We start from the raw sequence: 19,086 nt of genomic DNA on the forward strand, positions 1-19,086 counted from the left end.
GATGATATGGTATGCGTTTTGAGGTTGCAGCACTAGATTCCTATGCGAGCCGCATTACCAGTGGCCTAGCCTATCTGGGTGGTTTGTTGATGCTGCCGCTCCTCTTCGCCTACCTCGCCAACCTGCGCTGGGCCGGGTTACTTGTCCCTGCGGCGCTGGCTCTGCCGTTAGCCCTCTTTATGCTGCTCTGTTATGCGGCACAACCAAGCCTCTATCTGATCGAGGAGCAAGCCCTGGTGATCACCCGCCGTTGGTGGCGGCCCTTGCGCATTCCGTTTGACCACGTAAGTGGCGCGTCATCGGCGAGCGCCCTGGCAGATGTGCCCCGCTCCGGGTTACGCTTCGCCTTCAATCCGGGTATCTTCGGCTACCTCGGTCCGTTTCACCTCGCCCCCTATGGCGAGACCTTCTTTCTGGCCACCAACCGAGCCCGCCTAGTGGCGGTGGCTCGGATCGCTCGCCCGCCGCTCATCCTGAGCCCGGCCCGCCCGCGTGAGTTTGTCGTGGCACTCAATGAGCGCCGTAGTCAAGCTGCTCTCGATCAACTTACAACTGGCAAACTGGGTCTAGCTGAGGCGGCGATCCTTCAGGATGCTCCTGCGTCCTCTCGATCCGCGTTTGTCAGCTTTGAAATGCAACAAGGTCGTTATGTTCGACACCGTACTGATCGCTAACCGAGGCGAGATCGCGCTTCGGGTCATGCGCGCATGCCGCGAGTTGGGCCTGCGCTGTGTCGCCGTCTATTCCGAGGCTGATCGCGAGGCTCCGCATGTGGCCTATGCCGACGCGGCCTACCTGTTGGGGCCTGCACCTTCCGCCGAGAGCTATCTGAGCATCCCACGTATTATTGAGGTGGCGCAGCAGGCTGGGGCCGGAGCCATTCACCCTGGCTATGGCTTTTTGGCCGAGAATGCCGACTTTGCGCGTGCGGTCGCTGCGGCTGGGATGGTCTTTATTGGCCCACCGCCCGAAGCGATGGAGCGCATGGGTGGCAAGACTGCGGCCCGCCGTGAGGCGACGGATGCCGGGGTGCCGCTGGTGCCGGGTACCCTAGAGCCGCTCGAGTCGCTCGATGAGATCCGGCGCTTGGGCGATGCCTATGGCTACCCGATCGCGATCAAGGCGGTGGGCGGTGGTGGCGGGCGTGGTCTGCGCGTGGTACGCACCCCCGATGAGATCGCCGATGCTTTTGCCAGCGCCCGCCGCGAGGCTGAGGTGGCGTTTAAGAACGGGGCGCTCTATGTCGAGAAGTATCTGACCAACCCGCGCCATATTGAGATCCAGATCCTCGCCGACACCCACGGTAACGCGGTCGCGATTGGTGAACGCGATTGCTCGGTGCAGCGCCGCCACCAGAAGTTGATCGAGGAGTGCCCCTCGCCCGCGCTCACCCCGCAGATCCGCGCCGAAATGGGCACAGCGGCGGTGCGCTTGGCCACTTCGGTCAATTATGTTGGTGCCGGGACGCTCGAATTCCTCTTCGAGGATGGCCACTACTACTTCCTGGAGATGAATACCCGCATCCAGGTCGAACATACCGTCACCGAGATGGTCTTTGGGGTTGATCTGGTCAAGGCCCAGATCCGCATCGCGCAGGGTGAAAAGCTCTGGTTGCGCCAAGAGGATCTGGTGCCACGAGCACACGCGGTGGAGTGTCGCATCAATGCCGAAGATCCGCTGGCCAACTTCCGCCCCGCGCTAGGGACGGTGGGGGAGTACCGCGAGCCGAGTGGCTTGGGGGTGCGGGTTGATAGTGGTATCCGTGCCAATTATGCCATCCCGCAGTTCTACGACTCGCTGCTGTCCAAGTTGATCACTTGGGGTGCGGATCGTAACGAGGCCATCGCCCGCATGCGGCGCGCACTGGCCGATTACCAGATCGGTGGGGTGATCACGACGATCCCCTTCCATCAGGCCGCGATGGCCCACCCGATCTTTATCAGTGGGGATGTGAGCGTCAACTTCATTGGCCAGCACCCGGAGTTGATCGAGACCACCCGCAGCTTCGCGCCGCCCGCCCCGGAACCGGGGACGAGCGAGACTCCCACCGAGCCGCGCAACCTGACCGTCGAGGTCAATGGGAAGCGCTTCGGGGTGCGTCTGTTTGGCGATCTGCCAGCGGGAGCCGCACCTGCCGCTGCCGCTGCCAAGAGCAGCCGCCGTGGCCCGGAGCGGCGCGGATCATCGCAGATGGCGGTCAAGGTGGATGGTGTCGTCAGCCCCATCCAAGGGCGGGTCGCGGCGGTACGCGCCACCCCCGGCCAGGAGGTCACGGCAGGCCAAGTGCTCTTCATCATCGAGGCGATGAAGATGGAGAACGAGATCACCGCGCCGCACGCAGGTAAGCTAGGTGAGGTATTGGCACAAGAGGGCACCACGGTAGAATCCGGGGCCGTACTCGCAACCTTCCAACACTAGCCCCATGCCAACCACGGTCATTACGCTGCGGCCAGCTACCTCCACAGATGTGGAGGTGCTGGCCGTGCTGCTCGTACAGCTCTACCATGTCGAAGCGCCGGGTGTGCTGCACGGGCCGCTGGAGGAGCAGCAGCGCTTCTTCCAGCACCTGATTGGCTACGAACTCGCGAGTGGTAGCACGGGCCGTTATATAGCACTTGATCCCAATGGTAAGATCGTCGGCACACTCGGCCTACGCCAACCGGGATGCACATTTGTTATGCTGCTGCCGCCCGGAACCCTGCGTATGGCACTCAACACCATCGGGCTGGCCGACACCCTAAGGCTCATCTTCAACGGCCTGCGCAACGCCTGCGCCCCCGAAATCACCCTGGCTCCCGGCGAGTTCTACCTCTACAGTCTGGTGGTGGACGAAACCATGCGCTACCGTGGCATTGGAGCCAAAATGCTCAGTACCATCGAGACTATCGCCCGCCAACTTGGTGGCCATACGCTGCTGCTGCGCGTGCTTACCAACAACACCTCCGCCCTACAGCTCTATCAACGTATGGGCTACCAGATGGTAGCCCATACGCCTTCATTTTTAGAGCAGATCGCCATCCCCAGTGCGGTGATGCGCAAGGTGTTGGGGTAACTCTAGGGCATGTGCCAAGTCCTTGGGGCTGCGCCCCAAACTCCAATGTTTGGTGTTGTTTGGCGGCGAAGCCGCCAAACAACACCAAACAAGATCTTCGGGGGCGGCTACGCCGCCCCCGCACCCCCACCGGCGGTGACTTTGCCCATGCCCTGGGGGTAACTCTACCAACACACAAAAAATACCCAATGCCGGGTATAATATGCCCAGCAGGCGCACCCGCGCCCATCTTGATCTGCACAGAACCATCTGCCCTGAGGAGCCAGCAACCATGCCCAAGGATGTCATTACCACCCGGGCCAAAGACTATAACCAGTGGTACCTCGATATTGTGCGCGAAGCCGACTTGGCCGAGGTGGCCGAGGTTGTGCGTGGCTGTATCGTCTTTAAGCCGACGGGCTGGGCGATCTGGGAGATGATGCAGCGCGCTCTTGATGATCGCATCAAAGAGACGGGCCACAGTAATGTGCAGTTTCCGTTGCTCATCCCCAAGAGTTTCATTATGAAGGAGGCCGAGCATGTGGATGGCTTCGCGCCCGAAGTGGCCGAGGTGACCCGTGCCGGGGGTGAGGAACTGACTGAACCCTATGTGATCCGCCCGACCAGTGAGACGATTATCGGCCACTTCTACAGTAAGTGGATCCGCTCCTACCGCGATCTACCGGTTCTCTACAACCAGTGGTGTAACGTGATGCGCTGGGAGATGCGAACCCGCCCCTTCCTGCGTACCTCGGAGTTCATCTGGCAAGAGGGCCACACCGCCCATGTGAACGAGGCTGAAGCCGAGGCCGAGACGCTCAAGATTCTGCATGAGGTCTATGCCGATTTTGCCGAACAGGTGATGGCGGTGCCGGTCATTCGTGGCCTCAAGACCGAGAATGAGAAGTTCCCCGGTGCGCTGCGCTCCTACTGTATCGAGGCGATGATGCAGGATGGTCGCGCACTCCAAGCCGGAACCTCGCACAACCTGGGTCAGAACTTCGCTAAAGCCTTCGAGATTACCTATACCGACCATAACAACACTGTTCAACATACATGGACGACGAGTTGGGGTGTCAGTACGCGCCTGATCGGAGCCTTGATCATGACCCACTCCGACGACGAGGGCTTGGTAATTCCGCCCCGCCTCGCCCCGATCCAAGTCGTGGTGGTGCCGATCTTCAAGAATGAGGCCGAACGCGAGAAGGTTATGACCACCGTCAGCGCACTGACCGCCACCTGGAAGGGGCTGCTGCGCTTCAAGATTGATGAGCGCGATAACCTCTCACCGGGCTTCAAGTTTAACGAGTGGGAGATGAAGGGTGTTCCGGTACGGATCGAAGTTGGCCCCAAGGATGTTGAGAAGGGCAGCGTGGCTATCGCCCGCCGCGACATTCCCGGACGTGAGGGCAAGAGCTTTGTGCCCCAGGAGGGGCTTACCGCCCGTATCCAGACATTGCTTGAGGAGATCCAGGAATCCCTCTTCGCACGCGCCCTGCGCTTCCGCGAGGAGCATAGCGCCGATGTGCAGACCTATGATGAACTCAAGGTTCAGGTCGAGCGTGGGTTTGCACGCGCCTACTGGGCCGGAAGTAGCGCCGATGAGAAGCGCATCCAAGAAGAGACCCGCGCTACCATCCGCTGTATTCCGCTCGATCAGCCCGGTACCACCGGTATCTGCGTTTATACCGGCAAAGAGACGACCCAGCAGGTGATCTTTGCCCGTGCATACTAGCTGAAAGCTTCCCGGAAGCTCAGTCAGGAGAGTAGACGATGAGTACGAGCCTAGCAGATCTTGGCCACTACCTCAAAGAGCATGCCGATCAGAGTCTGCAAGATCTGACCGACCAAGTATATGATGAGAGCGCCGCCTATCGCAGTAATCAAGGCAAGGAGGGAATCTACCAAACCTTCCGCACCTCATTGCTGATGATCAGTGATGCCCTCATCAGCGGCTCAACCGAGAATATCATCTCACGACTCTCCAACGTCGGGGCTGATCGCGCCCACGAGGGCTATCTCATTGAGGATGTCTTACTCGGCATCCGACTATTACGCGAACTGATTTGGGATCAGCTTGAGCGCTGCATGGTCGTCAAGGGCGACATGCCCATCGTTGAGGTGCGGCTGCTCGAACGCATGCTGCACCTCCTCAGCCGCACGATGATGGTGGGCTATAGCCAGACCTTCCAACAGACGATCCAGGCGGTGGAGAAACAGGCCGCCGAGATCGAGGCCCAGCGCTACACGATCCGCGAGATCGGGACGCCGATTCTGCCGCTCTACCCCGGCGTGATCGCCTTACCGCTCGTGGGCGCGATTGACAGTTACCGCGCCACCCAAGTCCTTGAGCGCCTGCTCGAAGAGATTAGCGCGAAGCAGGCCGACATCGTGATCATTGACATTACCGGGGTGCCGGTGGTAGACACGGGAGTAGCAAACTACCTCCTCCAGACTGCGCGCGCCGCGCAGTTGATCGGGGCGCAGGTGGTGTTGGTGGGTATCGGCGCGGAGATCGCCCAGACCTTGGTGCAACTGGGGGTTAATCTGAGCCAACTCAAGGTGCATGCCACCCTCCAGGATGGCATTCGCTACGCCCTACAGCAATTGGGCTTTGAGATTAGGGCGATCTCGTAGGGGCGAAGCATCGCCCACCAACCTCATTCGGGGTTCCCTGCTCCATGGCGGGCGATGCTTCGCCCCTACGGGATGTGTGAACCGTTCCCCAGCATCTCCCGGTAGACCTCAACATGACGGCGGGCGACGGCGGCCTGGGTGAAGTGTTCCAACACCCGCGCCCGCCCACGCTGCGCGAGGTCGTGGCGCAGTTGGGGGTGCTCGGCGACCTGGAGAATAGTGCGCCGTAGGCCGTCCGGGTCGCCTTCGGGGAAGATCAGTCCGGCAGCGCCAATCACATGCGGGATCTCGCCGGAGTTGGAGCCTAACACGGGCACCCCGCAACTCATCGCCTCGATCAGCACCCGCCCGAACTGTTCCTTCCAGTTGGCGGTGGTGTGCGAGGGCAGCACCAGCAGATCCAGATCGGCCATCACGGCTGGCACCGCCGTACTCCCCACCGCAGGGCGTAGCACAACCCGCTCCCCCAGACCCAACGCCACCACGCGCTCCTCGATCTGTGCCCGCAGCACCCCATCGCCCACTAGGCGCAAGTGGATGTGCGCGGGCAACCCGGCGAGTGCTTCGATGAGGTCAAGTACCCCCTTCTCCGGCACCAGACGCCCCAGATAGCCGATGGTAAAGGGGTTCGACTCTGTGCCGCTGGCCACCTGGGCGAACATCTCCGGGTCTACCCCAAACTGCGGGATGACACTGATCGGCCCCTGGTAGCCGTGGCGCCGAATGATCGTCGCGGCCTCCTGGTTGCCCGCAATCGCGTGCGCCGCATGGCGCAGGTTGTAGCGCTCAAAGAAACTGAAGGGCGGCGGGTAACGGCGATCAATATTGGCCCAGTTGTAGAAACAGCAGCGCGCCCCCAGTTTCAGCCCGATCCGCATGGCATGGAAGGTGGCCAGATTGAAGCTCTCTTCATCAATGTGCAACACCTCCGGGCGCAAGCGGCGCAGGTGGTGGGCCAGCGTGGGGTAGAAGTGGATGTGGTGCTGGCCATTGAAGGCCATCGGCAGCGCCACAAGCTGGTAGCCACTGGTGAAGCGGCGCTCAAGGCGTTGCACACCCACCCGTGGCTCACGCCAACTATGCGGCACCAGCGCCGTCAGTTCCACCCCTAGTCGGGCAATCGCTTCAAGTTTGCGTTGGTAGGCACCCGCCACGAGCGCCTTGGAAAGTATCACAACCCGCATACATGACAACAGGGTGGGCGCGAGGCACAGCGCCCCCACCCACCCCGCCTATTCTCGCTACCCATTCCTCTGGGCAAACTCGTCCATAAACCCGGCCAACGCACTACACGCCTCTGGCTCCAGCGCGTTGTAGATCGAGGCGCGGATACCGCCCACCGAGCGGTGCCCCGCCAAGCCAGTCATCCCCTGCGCCTGGGCTTCAGCCACGAACTTCTTCTCCAACGCCTCGTCGGGTAAGCGGAAGGTGACGTTCATCTGCGAACGTGCCTCAGTCACCGCGTGGCCGCGATAGAAGCCACTACTGCGATCAATCGCCGTATAGATCTGCTCCGCCTTGCCAGCATTGCGGATCGCCATGGCCTCCAAACCACCCAGATCCGCGATCCAACCCAACACCAGATTCACCAGATAGACCGCGAAGGCGGGTGGGGTGTTGTAGAGTGAGTTGTTCTTGGCAAAGGTGGAATAGCGCATGATCATCGGCAGATCCTTGCGCCCCTGGGCGATCAGATCCTCGCGCATCACCACCACCGTCACACCGGCAGGCCCGATGTTCTTCTGCGCCCCGGCGTAGATCATGGCGAAGCGACTGGCCTCCAGCGGGCGCGAGAGGATGTCGCTGCTCATGTCGGCAATCAGCGGGGCACCACCCACATCAGGCAACGCCGTCCACTGCACGCCCTGGATCGTCTCGTTGGTGGTCAGATGCACATAGGCCGGATTGGCACTGAGTTTGATCTCGTCCGCACTCGGCAGGCTGCGGAAGTTGCCCTCAGCGGTATTCGCCGCCACGTTGATATTCCCAATCCGCTTGGCCTCTTCGAGCGCCTTCTCGCCCCACGCCCCGGTGACGATGTAGTCGGCGACCCCATCGGCGGGCAGGAAGTTGAGCGCGATCATCGCAAACTGCGCACTCGCCCCACCCTGCATAAAGAGCACCCGATAGCTCTCACTCACCCCCAAGAGCGCCTTCATGCGCTCCTCGGCCTGCGCGTTGATCGCCTCGTACTCCTTCGAGCGGTGGCTCATTTCGAGAATTGACATCCCTCGACCCTGGTAGTCGAGCAGTTCGGCCTGGGCCTGCGCCAAGACTGCCTGGGGCAGTACGGCTGGGCCTGCGTTGAAGTTGTGTACTTTGCTCATGCGTATCCCCTCCACGGCCCCGCAGGGCTAGATCGCTCATTGCCCTAGTATAATGCTCTTTTGGCATGGCATGTGCAATGGCACATCCGGTAGGGGTTCGGGAGCGGCTTCGCCGCCAAAACACCCCAAAAATTGAGGTTTGGGGCACAGCCCCAAGAACTTTGCACATGCCCTGGCTATCCCATCTGCCGCCGACTACGCGCTTAACAAAGCCCGGCGGGATTGACTGAGGAGTTCATAGAGCAGCACCCCTGTCGCCACCGCGAGATTGAGCGAATCACTGCGCCCACACATCGGCAGATGCACCATCTGATCACAGAGCGCTTGCTGATCGGGGCTTAGCCCCTGGCGTTCGCTGCCCATGAGCAGCACCAGCGGCTGTGGATAGATCGGGTCTTGATAGTGGGTCGCTGCCGTATCGGCGGCCCCCACCACGTAGATAGCCTGCGCACGCTTCCAGGCGGCAAATTGGGCAAACGTAGCCCGCACCACCTGAAGCGCAAAGATCGCGCCCATACTCGCCCGCAACGCCGCCGGGTCGTAGGGATCGGTCGCATGATCGAGCAGGATGACCCCACTCGCCCCCACCGCATCAGCGGTGCGCAGGATCGTCCCCACATTGCCCGGGTCGGCTGGCTCAACCAGTGCCACCCACCCCGGTGCGCTACGCAGTTGCACATCGGCTAGATCGAGCCAGCGTTGCCGCGCCACTGCGGCCAGCCCTTGCGGCCCCTCCTTCTGCGAGAGGCTAGCGAAGACCTCCGTGCTCACCTCAAGCACACGGGTACGCCCGGCATGCTGCGCTACCAGATCGTGCGCAAACTGGCTGGTGAGTAGATCTGGGGCCACCACGAGGGTCTCAACCATCCCCAACGCCACCGCTTCACCCACCAAGCGCACGCCTTCCACAAAGAAGTGGCCACTGCGCTCGCGCTCTTTACGCTGGCGCAGGGCACGGATCTGACGGATACTCGGATTGGCAGCACTGGTAATGATCATGTGACGAGGATATCCTGTAGCATATCAAGGCTAGGTAGGGGTCTGGGGCGTAGCCCGAAGAACTTTGCCCATGCCCTGAGCTATGGAATTATAAGGTAGGCACCATTATAGTATGATCTTGCCCGGATTCAAGTTCCCCTGAGGATCGAATGTAGCTTTGATCTGCCGGTGGAGTTCGATACCCACCCGTCCCACGGCACGCTCCAAAAAGGGCCGCTTGAGCGTCCCAATCCCATGCTCACCCGACAACGTGCCGCCCAATTCGAGCGCCAAGCCAAAGATCGCCTCGGCACACGGCCACAAACGCGCCATCTCAGCAGGATTCTGCGCATCAAACAGGATGTTGGGGTGCAGGTTGCCATCACCCGCATGGCCAAAGACCGCGATGGGCAAACGGTACTCGACACTGATCGCCTGTACCCGCGCCACAAACGGCGCGATCTGCGGCAGCGGTACACAAATATCCTCACCCAAACGGCGGGGCCGAATCCGCGCCAACGCCGGAGCCACCGCCCGCCGCCCGCGCCACAGCCGCGCCTCATCGGCGGGAGTCGCCGCCACCTGCACCATGATCGCGCCCCCCCGCTGCGCCAGCGCCGCCAGCGCCTGCGACTCCGCCTCCACCTGATCAGCCTCGCCATCGGCCAGCATAAGCAGGATCGCCCCCGCCGTTCGTGGCAAACCCAAGCCCAGGTACGCCTCCACCGCCGCAATACAGGTCGCGTCCATCAACTCCAACCCGCCCGGCACCAGCCCCGCCGCCATGATCTGCGCCACCGTCGCACATGCCGCCTCGGTCGTCCTAAAGGCAGCCATGGTCGTGCGGTGCGCCGCCGGTAAAGGCACGAGGCGCAACGTGGCCTCGGTAATCAGCGCCAAGGTGCCCTCAGAGCCAACCAACAACTGGGCCAGGCTCTGGGTTGGCCCCTGGCCCGCCAGCCCATCTCCCCACCGCACCAGCGACCCATCGGCCAGCACCGCCCGCACCCCCAACACATAGTCGGCAGTCACCCCATACTTCACACAGCGCGGGCCACCCGCATTGCAGGCGATATTGCCGCCAATCGTTGAGACGGTATGGCTCGAAGGATCGGGCGGATAGAAGAGACCATGCGCTTCAGCGGCACGCTGCACCTCGGCGGTGATCGCGCCTGCCTGCACATGCGCCACCATTTGCGCGGCATCAATCACAATCCGCTGCATCCGGCTCGTGGCAATCACCAAAGCCCCGGCGCTACTCGTCGCCCCACCGGCAAGGCCACTTCCCGCACCACGGGCAATCACTGGCACCCCCGCACGAGCGGCATACTGCATCAACCCCACCACCTCCTCGGTGCTCGTAGGCAACGCCACCGCCACGGGCATCCCCTGTGGCTGGGCAATCGAGGCATCCCGGCTATAGACCGCCACCTCCTCCGGGCGGGTGAGTGGAGGGGCGAAGCATCGCCCTGGATTACGTATGGAACACCGATCATACGTGGGAGGCGATGCTTCGCCCCTATACTCGGTCGTCCGCGTCCCGCCCAACGCCTGCGCCAAACCCGCCACCACTGCCAGCACCCGTTGCCCCGTGGCATCAGCACCGCCAGCCAGGTGCAGGTAGATCGCCCCGACCCCCGCATCGCCCCAGAGTGTCAGGTGGTACCCACGACGCAGCGCCAAACTCCGCGCCGCCTGGATGAAACTCGGCAGCGCCACCCGTGGCAAGGTCAGTTCCAGACGCAACTCCGCCTGCACCTGCGCCAGCGCCAAGGCTTCCCAGGTGGCCCACGCCTGGGGTGGTGCCGGATCAGCCTGGGCCGCCACAGCCTGCGCCGCCGCCAACAGACGCACCGCGTGACGCTCCACCACCGTCGCTGGCCCGGCCAATTCCGCCAACAAACAAGCGCGCCCATTCGGCTCTTCCGCCAGCGCCAAGGCCCGCAAGACCAACCCAGCCGTAGCCAGCGTGGCAGCCAGGCGACACGCCGCAGCCAGATCGCCACACCGCACCAACCAAGCGGCGTGGGTTGCAGGTCGCGGGCGCAGGCTGAAGGTCAGATCGGCGAGTGGCCCCAAACCTAACCCATCACCCGCGAGCACACGGTGAAAGCCATAGCCGGTAGCCCGTTTCAGCGTCGGCCCACCCAGAATCAGCCCATCACTCGCCCGCGTCGCCGCCCGCACATAGCGCCCCACCGGCCCATACGCCAAACGGTAGCGCCCCCCAACATTGTGAGCCACCAGATCAGCCAGAGTCAACCCATCGCGCAGCGGCGCAACCGGCAACCACAGCCCATACTCGGCCAGAACCGCATTTAGATCCGCAATAGTGCGCTGTGCTGGTGCCCGTACCAACAACGCAGCGGGTTGGATTGAGTCAGGCATGAGTGTCGTTCACCTTCCAGGGCATGTGGAAAGTCCTTGGGGCTGCGCCCCAAACCCCCACCGGAGGTGACGTTGCACATGCCCTAGGTTCACCTTCGGTGGAGATTGACGTGATTTTAGCCCTATGGTAATATAACAGCCGTTGTCTTAAAGACCAAGTAATCTTAGGAGTGGTGTTGTGAGCGCAAAGATGAAAGTCCTGCTCACCCACGATGTCGAGCATCTGGGCAAAGCAGGTGAGCTTAAAGATGTTTCTGGTGGCTTTGGGCGCAATTACCTGATTCCGAAGGGTTTTGCAGTATTAGCGACCAAGGGCCAGATCCGCCAAGCCGAAGAGCGCATGGCCGCCCAGCGTCGCCGCGCCGAGGCCGGACGCAAGGATGCCCAGGCACTCGCCGAGCGCATCAATGGGGTCACGCTCCACTTTGTGGTGCGCGTTGGTGAGCAGGATCGCCTCTACGGCTCCGTAACCAACGTTGACATCGCTGAGAAGCTCCAGGCTCAGCTTGGCATCGAGGTTGACCGCCGCAAGATCGAGCTTGAAGAGCCGATCAAGCGCACCGGTGCCTATGCCGTCAAGGTACGCCTGTTGAGCGACGTTGAGCCAGTCGTGAATGTGATTGTCGAGCCTGAGGGTGGCCTGCCCGCAACCATTGACGAAGGCCCCTCGGATCAGGACGTGCCGCAGCTCTAGGTTCTGCGCTTCACGCACCATATCTCTCTCTGCAATGTGCCGTAGCATGGGCTGCGGCACATTGTCGTTTATCCACATAACTGTGGATAAAATCTGGATAAGTCCGCATATCATGTGTAGGACATGTGCAAAGTTTTTGGGGCTACGCCCCGCCCCCCACCGAAGGTGACATTGCACAAGCGCTGTATCATACGCCGGAGGGCGAATGGATCGCACCATACCCTATGATCTCCAGGCCGAACGCGCTGCCCTCGGCTCGATCCTCTTGGATCGCGAGGCGATTGTCGCGATTGCCGGTTGGCTGCCATCCGAATATTTCTACCTCGAAAAGCACGCCCTCATCTATGAGGCGATGCTGGCATGCTACGGACGCCGCGAACCCCCCGATCTGACGACCGTCGCCACCGAACTGCGCCGCCAAGAACGCCTCGATCTCGTCGGTGGGATCTCCTTCCTGGGTGAACTACTGAGCGAAGTTCCTACCGCTGTCCACGTCGAATACTACGCCCACAGTGTCGAACGTACCGCTGTCCTACGACGCCTGATCGAAGTGGGTGGCAAGATCACCGCCCTCGGTTATGATGAGAGCGATAGCCTCGAAGCAACCCTCGACAAGGCCGAAGCTGAACTCTTCACCGTCAGCCAACGCCGGGGTACCCAAGATTTTGTCCATATCGGCCAGATCGTCAACGCCCTCTTCACCCAGATCGAGACCCTCCAAGAGCGACGCGGCGAAGTTGTCGGGGTGCCCACTGGCTATACCGATCTCGATGAGATCACCGGCGGCCTTCAACCCAGCGACTTGATCATTCTGGCCGCACGCCCCTCCGTTGGCAAAACCAGCCTGGCCCTCTCGCTGGCCTATAACGTCGCCTACCACGCCAATCAGACCGTCGGCGTCTTTAGTTTGGAAATGAGCCGCGACCAGTTGGTACAACGGATGCTCTCGATGCACACCGGGATTGATATGCAGCGCCTGCGTACCGGCAACCTGCGCGGCGACGAACTCAACCTCGCCCTAGAGGGCATGGGTGTGCTCTCCGAGATCCCGATCTACATCGAGGATACACCCGGCCTGAGTATTAACGAGGTGCGCAGCAAAGCCCGCCGCCTGCACGCCGAAGCCGGGGTTGACCTGCTCATGATTGACTATCTGCAACTCATGTCGGGGCGACGCAGTGACAACCGTGTCCAAGAGGTGAGCGAGATCAGCCGTGGCCTCAAAGCCCTCGCCCGCGAGATCAATGTCCCCGTCATCGCCCTCTCCCAACTTTCGCGTGCAGTCGAAGGCCGCACCAGCCATGTGCCCATGCTGAGCGACCTGCGCGAATCGGGAAGTATCGAGCAAGATGCCGATATTGTCATGTTTATTTATCGCGAGGAATTATACGATAAAGAAACCGACAAAAAAGGCATTGCTGAGATCCACATCGCCAAGCATCGTAACGGCCCCTTGGGCGTCATTCCGCTGCGCTTTGAAGCCCGCACCACCCGCTTCCAGAACCTCGAACGCTACCGCGCCCCCGAAGGGTACTGATTCGGCTCACTTTCTTCTCATGTTGGGTTTATTTCTTGCAAAGTTGTGCCTATTCTATGCTACACTAAGCGACACCTAGTATTGTGATCATATGCTCAATGGATGAGGAGGCCTGTATGAGCTGGCGAGGTTCTGGGAATTTCCGTGGCTCGGGTGGCTCGGATTGGCGTGGGAAGGGCAATTCGGGCGGATCGGCACTCAATGGCGGCAGCGCGGGTGGCCCGCCGCTAATCTACCTGATCGCAGGCGCAATTGGTGTAGGTATCATCGCCCTGATCGTCGTCATCGCCGTCGGCATGTCGTCGGGTGGCAGTACCACCGCCGTTGTTGCTGATCCTACCCCAATTCCAGTGGAAGCCACTGCTGCCCCCGCCCCCACCGGCGATCCCGCAGCGGCTGTTACCGAGGTTCCGGCAGCTACTGAGGTTCCAGCGGCGACCACCGCCCCCACCGCTCCTGTGGCGACCACTGCCCCCACGGCGACCACCGCCCCCACCACCGCCGCCGTTCCGGCGGGTATCCCCACTGAGCCATATGGCCCAGCGGTGACGACTGGGAGTGGTACGGTGATCGAAATTGGCTCCAAGGGCGAAGAGCTCTTCTTCGACAAGGATACCCTGGAAGTGAATGGGGGTGACACCTACACTCTATCCTTCACCAACAACTCGACCGCCGTGCAGCACAACTGGGTACTGGTTGAGGGTGACGCCGCAGTGGTTGATGAAGTCGCCGCTGCTGCCATCATGAACCAGCTCAAACTGCGCAATCCGCTGGGCTCAGTGCCCCCCGCAGGGACTGCGGGCGTACTGGCTGCTATGCCAATCATCAATCCCGGTGAGACTGGCGAGATCACCTTCGTAGCCCCAACCAAGCCCGGCACCTACTACTTCATCTGCACCTTCCCGGCCCACTATCTCAATGGGTTGCAGGGGATGGTCGGTGAGCTCGTCGTGAAGTAACTCCCTTTTGGTTGACGCAAAGACGCAGGGGCGCAAAGATTTACAAATCTTTGCGCCCCTGCGTCTTTGCGTCAACTACGGCAGATCGCGTAGCGGGGTGCGCGGGCGCACATAGTTCCGCACCTGCGAGCGCAAAATATCCCCAGTCATCTTCATCTGCACCGCCCAAGGGGCGGGGGCCATCGTCTTGTGCATGTAACTATCGAAGGTGAGCCGCTGCACATCGGGGTTGCGACACATCTCGGTAAAGACTTCCATCTGGCGCTCGTTGCCGTAGCCCCACTTCTGAAGCCCGCGCAAGAAGGTATACATGGTGCCATACTGCTGCCACCAAAGCCGATCATAGGTACGCAGATTGGCGGCTGTGGGCGTATCGAGGTACTGGCTGAGTACCTGAGCCGCCAACTGGCCGCTCTTCATCGCCCAATAGATCCCCTCACCCGACGTATGCGTCACCAGACCAGCCGCATCGCCCACCAGCATGGCCCGCTCAAAGGCCAGATACTTCTGGGGTTGCATCGGTAGGGCATAGGCTTCACGCAACAGCAAGCGCCCACCGGCCAGCTTGGGGGCTAAACGCTGCTTCAGGTTCTCAAGCAACTGCTTGGCCTGTTTACTATGCGCCGGGCCAGTTCCGATCCCAATCGCCAAATGATCGTGCTTGGGGAAGGCCCAGGAGTAGAGATCGGGGCTTAACTCACGCCCCAGGTAGATGGTAGCCGTATCCTGCCACTCGCGCATCGCCTCTGGGGGCAACGCAATCCGCTCCTGAATCGCAATCGCCCGTGGCAGAGGTGGCAGGCCGAGCAAGCGCGCCGTTGGCGAATAGGCACCATCAGCACCAATCACCACATCAGCAGTGATCGTCTGCTCACGGCCATCAGCCATCGAGCGATACGTGGCGCGTACCCCCGCAGCACCAACCTCCAGGCCATTCAGTTGGCCATGGATCAGTTCGGCTCCACGTTGTTGGGCGCGCTCACGCAAAAAGCCATCAAAGACCTCGCGGCGCACCATGGCCACATAGTCATGCTCGGTGGGGTTTGTCCCCGCCACCGGCACATTCGCCTCCTGACCCGAAGGCGAAACCAACCGGCAGATCGTTACTTTACGATCAATCAGTGAAGTGGGAAGATCAAACTCGCGGAAGGCCGCCGGGGGCACTGCACCACCACAGGGCTTGGGCTTGTGCAGTTCCTTCTCAAGCAGAACCGTCTCAATCCCCATGCCACGCAGCGTTATTGCCGCCATCGCCCCACCAACCGAGGCTCCCACAATCAGAACCCGCTGAGGCATCGCGCATATCCATCCTAGGGGCACCCAGCGCGGTACCCAACCCATACAGAGTTACGCCGCAAGACCAATTGCCGCCGCCAGCATCCCCCACACAAAGAGCATAATCGCGGTCGCATTAAAGAAGACCTCATTATGCTCCGGGTCGCGGATGAAGCGCACATTGGGCACACTCTGGGCTGCCAATAGCAGCGCCACCACCGAGGCCGCAATCGGGTGGCCCCACCAGAAGAGCAGACCAATCACGCCGATCTGGGCAAGCCCCATCGTGATCACCACCAAACGCGCCGCCATCACCTTGCCATACTGGACAGGAATGGAGCGAATACCCATGCGCGTATCGCCCTGCATACTCTTAAAGTCATTGACGGTCATGATGCCGTGGGCACCCAATGAATAGAGCAGCGCAATCGCAATACTCTGGCTCGTAAGTGCGCCAAAGGCGGCATGGCCAGCCATCCAAGCCAGACCCTCATAGGAGATCGCCACGAGAGTATTGCCGAACCAGCCATTACGTTTACCACGGATCGGCTTGAGGCTATACGAGATCGCGCAAATCAGGCCAATACCGACAAAGAGTGCAACATCGTGGCCCAAAAAGATCGCAATACTACAGCCCACCAGCGTCAGCAGAATCGTGAGCGTATAGACATGGCGTAACGAAACCTGGCCGGAGGGAATGAGGCGCTGTGGCTCATTGATCGCGTCCACCTCACGGTCGCAGTAATCGTTAATCACCTGCGAAAGCCCGGTCAGGATCGGACCTGCCATCAGAATACCGAGCAACAGGCGACCCACCACCTCCAACGACCAGCCCAGATGGCCACTGGCCACTGCGCCACACAAGAAAGCCCACGCCGGTGCGAACCAAGTCACCGGCTTCATCAGCTTAACCGAGTGGCCCAAAATGCCACGAACCCCGCCGACTGGCCGAACGGCCGCAGTAACAGCGGGGGAAGGAGGAGTAACACCAGAACGGTCGGGGAGATTGCGCATGAAGAGACTCATTTCATCGTGTAGGAAAATAAAACCCGAAACAAATGGCGGGCGGGTGCCATCGGCCCCCGCCCGCCATCACTTCGGGATCTAGTTCCCTCCGCGCAGCACCTGCGGGAAGATGGTGAGACCAGCATCACCCTTATCAAGGAACGACGACTGGTTCATCGCCGCCCGTGGGATACTCACGCCATCAGCGTTATTATACCCTTGATGACAGGTGTAGCAACCGGGCATGTTGTAGTACTGGCCATCAATCATTTGGTACGAGAGCTTACTCGCGCCACCCTCCAGCGCACTGGGGATTTCCGCCTTCGCAATCGCCCCGTAGGTCGGCCAATTGGCCTGAATCCAGGAGGTCATCAGCAACATCTGCTGTGCCTTGAGACGGTTGTAGGCATAGAGCGGATTGGTGACGTTATCGGCTGGTGCCGTCTCGAAACTGGCGAAGTTGCGTGAATTGTGGCAGTAGTTACAGCCAACATTCAAGCTCCAGCCCAGGTTATTCATCGTGTTCTGCACGATGGTCACCTGATCCTGGGTACGCCCACCATCATAGACGAGCGCCAACGAGCCACGTCCACTACCGGATACCGCCGGATCATACTCGCTCCAGATCTGGTAGTTGTAGATGTAGTAGAGCACTGCATCCTGGAGCTTGACCGGATTCTGGATCGCAGCCGGCTTGAGTGCCGGATCGGTGATCGGCTGGCCCGTCTCATCGAGCGGATCAACGGTCACGTTAATCGGCGGGACACTCGGAATGAACTGGGGCGCAAATGCCTCTAGGTTCGTCGGCTGATTGTTGTGGCAGGTCGAACACTGGACATAGTTACCACGCCAATTGGGCAGATCCACCACAAAGTTGGCATTCAGATCCATCACCAGATACATCATGTTCCGGGCGGTGGTCTTCTGCGCATAGGTATCCAACGAGAAGTTGGTAATATCATGGCAGTACTGACAGCTCACACCAAGTGCGCCTGACACATACTGCTGCATGAAAGTCCAAATTTGGGCCGAGTCCATACCCAGGAGTACCTGGACATTGACCGGATTGGGATTCTTGGTAATCCAATCCTGGCCTGCCTGCACACCCTCCACCCAAGCAGCATTACCAAGCCAGGGCTGACGAATGTCACCCTGAGGTGGAACATTAGCTGGGCTTTCGATGATCACCTTGTTACCCTCACTGGGGCTCCAAGGAGTCGTTGCGGCGAGTTCGGCAGCGGCGCGCTCTTGACCTAGCGCCAAATCATAGATCCAGAAGAAGGTCGCGGTGGTCACCACGGCCACGATGATGCCTACGGCCACCGAGACAAATACTGCCGCCTGTCGATCGCTTGGCCGGGTCGACGATTGCATGGGAGTCTCCTCTGTAGCAAAAAAAGACCGTTCACGGCAGCCTCATAGGCAACAACCGCCAGCAGATGGCCTGCCGGCGGTTGTTGTTCTGTCTGCTGGTCTGTCGGCGACAGCACCGGCACATGGCTGCCCGTACCGCTAGAAGCCGAGGAGTACCCCAAGGTAGTTCAGCAACAGAGCACCCGGCGCTCCAGCAGGAGTCAGACTGTCGAACCAGTTGTAGCGAACCGAGCTAAGCACTACGAAGTGAATCAGCAGGGCGACCACGAAGCCAAGAATCGTGAAGATGACGATGTTTGTACGAACCGGACTGCGAGGGGGCATGGGAAACCCTCCTAAATATTTCTATTAAGGCTATGCTTACAGGGTGGGGCCTTCCCGCCCTGTTCCGCATACGTCCCGCTGCTTAGATACCAGCATTCAGCCAAGGACGCCAAATCCAGACCGCGAGATGGGCAATAGCCGCAATCACGCCGAAAGCCCAGAACGTCTTGACCATGATGTCGTGCATCAGCCAGTCCTGGTTGTTGAACAGCGAACGCCAGCGGGTGGGTACCAGATCGTCGTCGTCGCGCATGGGCGAACCTCCACTTGCTATAAGACCTTAAGTCCAAGGCGAATACCAGGTACGGCCAGTGCGCCTGGCTGTAATCTACGTTCCCTTCCGACCACCACACGATGGACGGTTGTGAACGTATCGAAGTTATTGGAATCGCAAGGCTTATGTTGGTGCAAATTATATAGGAATCAACAAAATTTGTCAATCGTTTGCTTTTAAGCACTTTTTCCTTTTTGTCCCTGTTCGTCTCACTCATACTGATTCGGCCTTCAGACTGACTGCAATGCCGTGCGACGGTGTTATACTCCCTCTGCCACTGCCT

General features: G+C 60.5%; 17 protein-coding genes. 8 read left to right on the forward strand and 9 right to left on the reverse strand.

What is annotated here, in order from left to right; all coding sequences use genetic code 11:
• The first annotated feature begins 11 nt into the window (after positions 1-11).
• The 5 genes from EKD03_RS02475 (at position 12) to EKD03_RS02495 (ending at position 5,668) form a co-directional block, all read left to right on the forward strand.
• Positions 12-674 carry a PH domain-containing protein gene (locus tag EKD03_RS02475; protein ID WP_129626955.1) on the forward strand — a complete coding sequence of 221 codons (663 nt, stop codon included), beginning with the start codon at positions 12-14 and terminating at the stop codon, positions 672-674.
• Positions 649-2,418, forward strand: a complete 1,770-nt coding sequence (gene accC / locus EKD03_RS02480) for an acetyl-CoA carboxylase biotin carboxylase subunit (RefSeq protein WP_129626957.1) — start codon at positions 649-651, stop codon at positions 2,416-2,418. The genes EKD03_RS02475 and accC overlap by 26 nt, the downstream gene beginning before the upstream one ends.
• Positions 2,419-2,422: 4 nt before the next feature.
• Positions 2,423-3,052: a GNAT family N-acetyltransferase gene (locus EKD03_RS02485; RefSeq protein WP_129626959.1), complete on the forward strand. Its 630-nt coding sequence runs from the start codon at positions 2,423-2,425 to the stop codon at positions 3,050-3,052.
• 271 nt (positions 3,053-3,323) lie between these two features.
• Positions 3,324-4,766: a proline--tRNA ligase gene (gene proS, locus EKD03_RS02490; RefSeq protein WP_129626961.1), complete on the forward strand. Its 1,443-nt coding sequence runs from the start codon at positions 3,324-3,326 to the stop codon at positions 4,764-4,766.
• A 38-nt stretch (positions 4,767-4,804) separates the two neighbouring features.
• A complete protein-coding gene (locus EKD03_RS02495) occupies positions 4,805-5,668 on the forward strand; it encodes an STAS domain-containing protein (protein WP_202976754.1) in 864 nt (287 codons plus the stop codon).
• A 65-nt stretch (positions 5,669-5,733) separates the two neighbouring features.
• On the opposite strand, the gene EKD03_RS02500 is transcribed toward EKD03_RS02495, so the two are convergent.
• The 4 genes from EKD03_RS02500 to EKD03_RS02515 all read right to left on the reverse strand — a co-directional run bounded on the left by EKD03_RS02500 (position 5,734) and on the right by EKD03_RS02515 (position 11,361).
• Complete coding sequence (locus EKD03_RS02500) at positions 5,734-6,852, reverse strand: glycosyltransferase family 4 protein (RefSeq protein WP_129626963.1); 1,119 nt, start codon at positions 6,850-6,852, stop codon at positions 5,734-5,736.
• 57 nt (positions 6,853-6,909) lie between these two features.
• Positions 6,910-7,995, reverse strand: coding sequence for a 3-phosphoserine/phosphohydroxythreonine transaminase (gene serC / locus EKD03_RS02505; protein ID WP_129626964.1), 1,086 nt, complete (start codon positions 7,993-7,995; stop codon positions 6,910-6,912).
• Between the two features lie 195 nt (positions 7,996-8,190).
• Positions 8,191-8,994 (reverse strand): TrmH family RNA methyltransferase, encoded by an 804-nt coding sequence (locus EKD03_RS02510; RefSeq protein ID WP_129626966.1) that lies wholly within the window; start codon positions 8,992-8,994, stop codon positions 8,191-8,193.
• A 105-nt stretch (positions 8,995-9,099) separates the two neighbouring features.
• Entirely contained in the window at positions 9,100-11,361 is a 2,262-nt protein-coding gene (locus tag EKD03_RS02515; RefSeq protein WP_129626968.1) for an FAD-binding oxidoreductase, read from the reverse strand.
• A gap of 190 nt (positions 11,362-11,551) precedes the next feature.
• Here EKD03_RS02515 and rplI point away from each other — a divergent pair, with 190 nt between their 5' ends.
• The 3 genes from rplI to EKD03_RS02530 all read left to right on the forward strand — a co-directional run bounded on the left by rplI (position 11,552) and on the right by EKD03_RS02530 (position 14,551).
• Complete coding sequence (rplI, locus tag EKD03_RS02520; RefSeq protein WP_129627191.1) at positions 11,552-12,055, forward strand: 50S ribosomal protein L9; 504 nt, start codon at positions 11,552-11,554, stop codon at positions 12,053-12,055.
• Positions 12,056-12,260: 205 nt separating this feature from the next.
• The gene (gene dnaB, locus EKD03_RS02525; RefSeq protein ID WP_129626970.1) at positions 12,261-13,592 is read left to right on the forward strand and encodes a replicative DNA helicase; all 1,332 of its coding nucleotides are present in this window, start codon (positions 12,261-12,263) and stop codon (positions 13,590-13,592) included.
• 116 nt (positions 13,593-13,708) lie between these two features.
• A complete protein-coding gene (locus EKD03_RS02530) occupies positions 13,709-14,551 on the forward strand; it encodes a plastocyanin/azurin family copper-binding protein (protein ID WP_129626972.1) in 843 nt (280 codons plus the stop codon).
• Positions 14,552-14,626: 75 nt separating this feature from the next.
• Here EKD03_RS02530 and EKD03_RS02535 read toward each other — a convergent pair whose 3' ends face one another.
• The 5 genes from EKD03_RS02535 to pufB form a co-directional block, all read right to left on the reverse strand.
• The gene (locus tag EKD03_RS02535; RefSeq protein WP_129626974.1) at positions 14,627-15,847 is read right to left on the reverse strand and encodes a geranylgeranyl diphosphate reductase; all 1,221 of its coding nucleotides are present in this window, start codon (positions 15,845-15,847) and stop codon (positions 14,627-14,629) included.
• Between the two features lie 51 nt (positions 15,848-15,898).
• Entirely contained in the window at positions 15,899-16,840 is a 942-nt protein-coding gene (gene chlG / locus EKD03_RS02540) for a chlorophyll synthase ChlG (RefSeq protein WP_129626976.1), read from the reverse strand.
• A 90-nt stretch (positions 16,841-16,930) separates the two neighbouring features.
• Positions 16,931-18,205, reverse strand: coding sequence for a cytochrome c-554 Puf2C (gene puf2C / locus EKD03_RS02545; RefSeq protein ID WP_129626978.1), 1,275 nt, complete (start codon positions 18,203-18,205; stop codon positions 16,931-16,933).
• A 138-nt stretch (positions 18,206-18,343) separates the two neighbouring features.
• Positions 18,344-18,529, reverse strand: coding sequence for a light-harvesting protein (locus EKD03_RS02550; protein WP_129626980.1), 186 nt, complete (start codon positions 18,527-18,529; stop codon positions 18,344-18,346).
• A gap of 82 nt (positions 18,530-18,611) precedes the next feature.
• A complete protein-coding gene (pufB, locus tag EKD03_RS02555) occupies positions 18,612-18,782 on the reverse strand; it encodes a light-harvesting antenna LH1, beta subunit (RefSeq protein ID WP_006563675.1) in 171 nt (56 codons plus the stop codon).
• Positions 18,783-19,086: the final 304 nt, after the last annotated feature.

This window comes from Candidatus Oscillochloris fontis, from assembly GCF_004138135.1.
Classification (GTDB): domain Bacteria; phylum Chloroflexota; class Chloroflexia; order Chloroflexales; family Chloroflexaceae; genus Oscillochloris; species Oscillochloris fontis.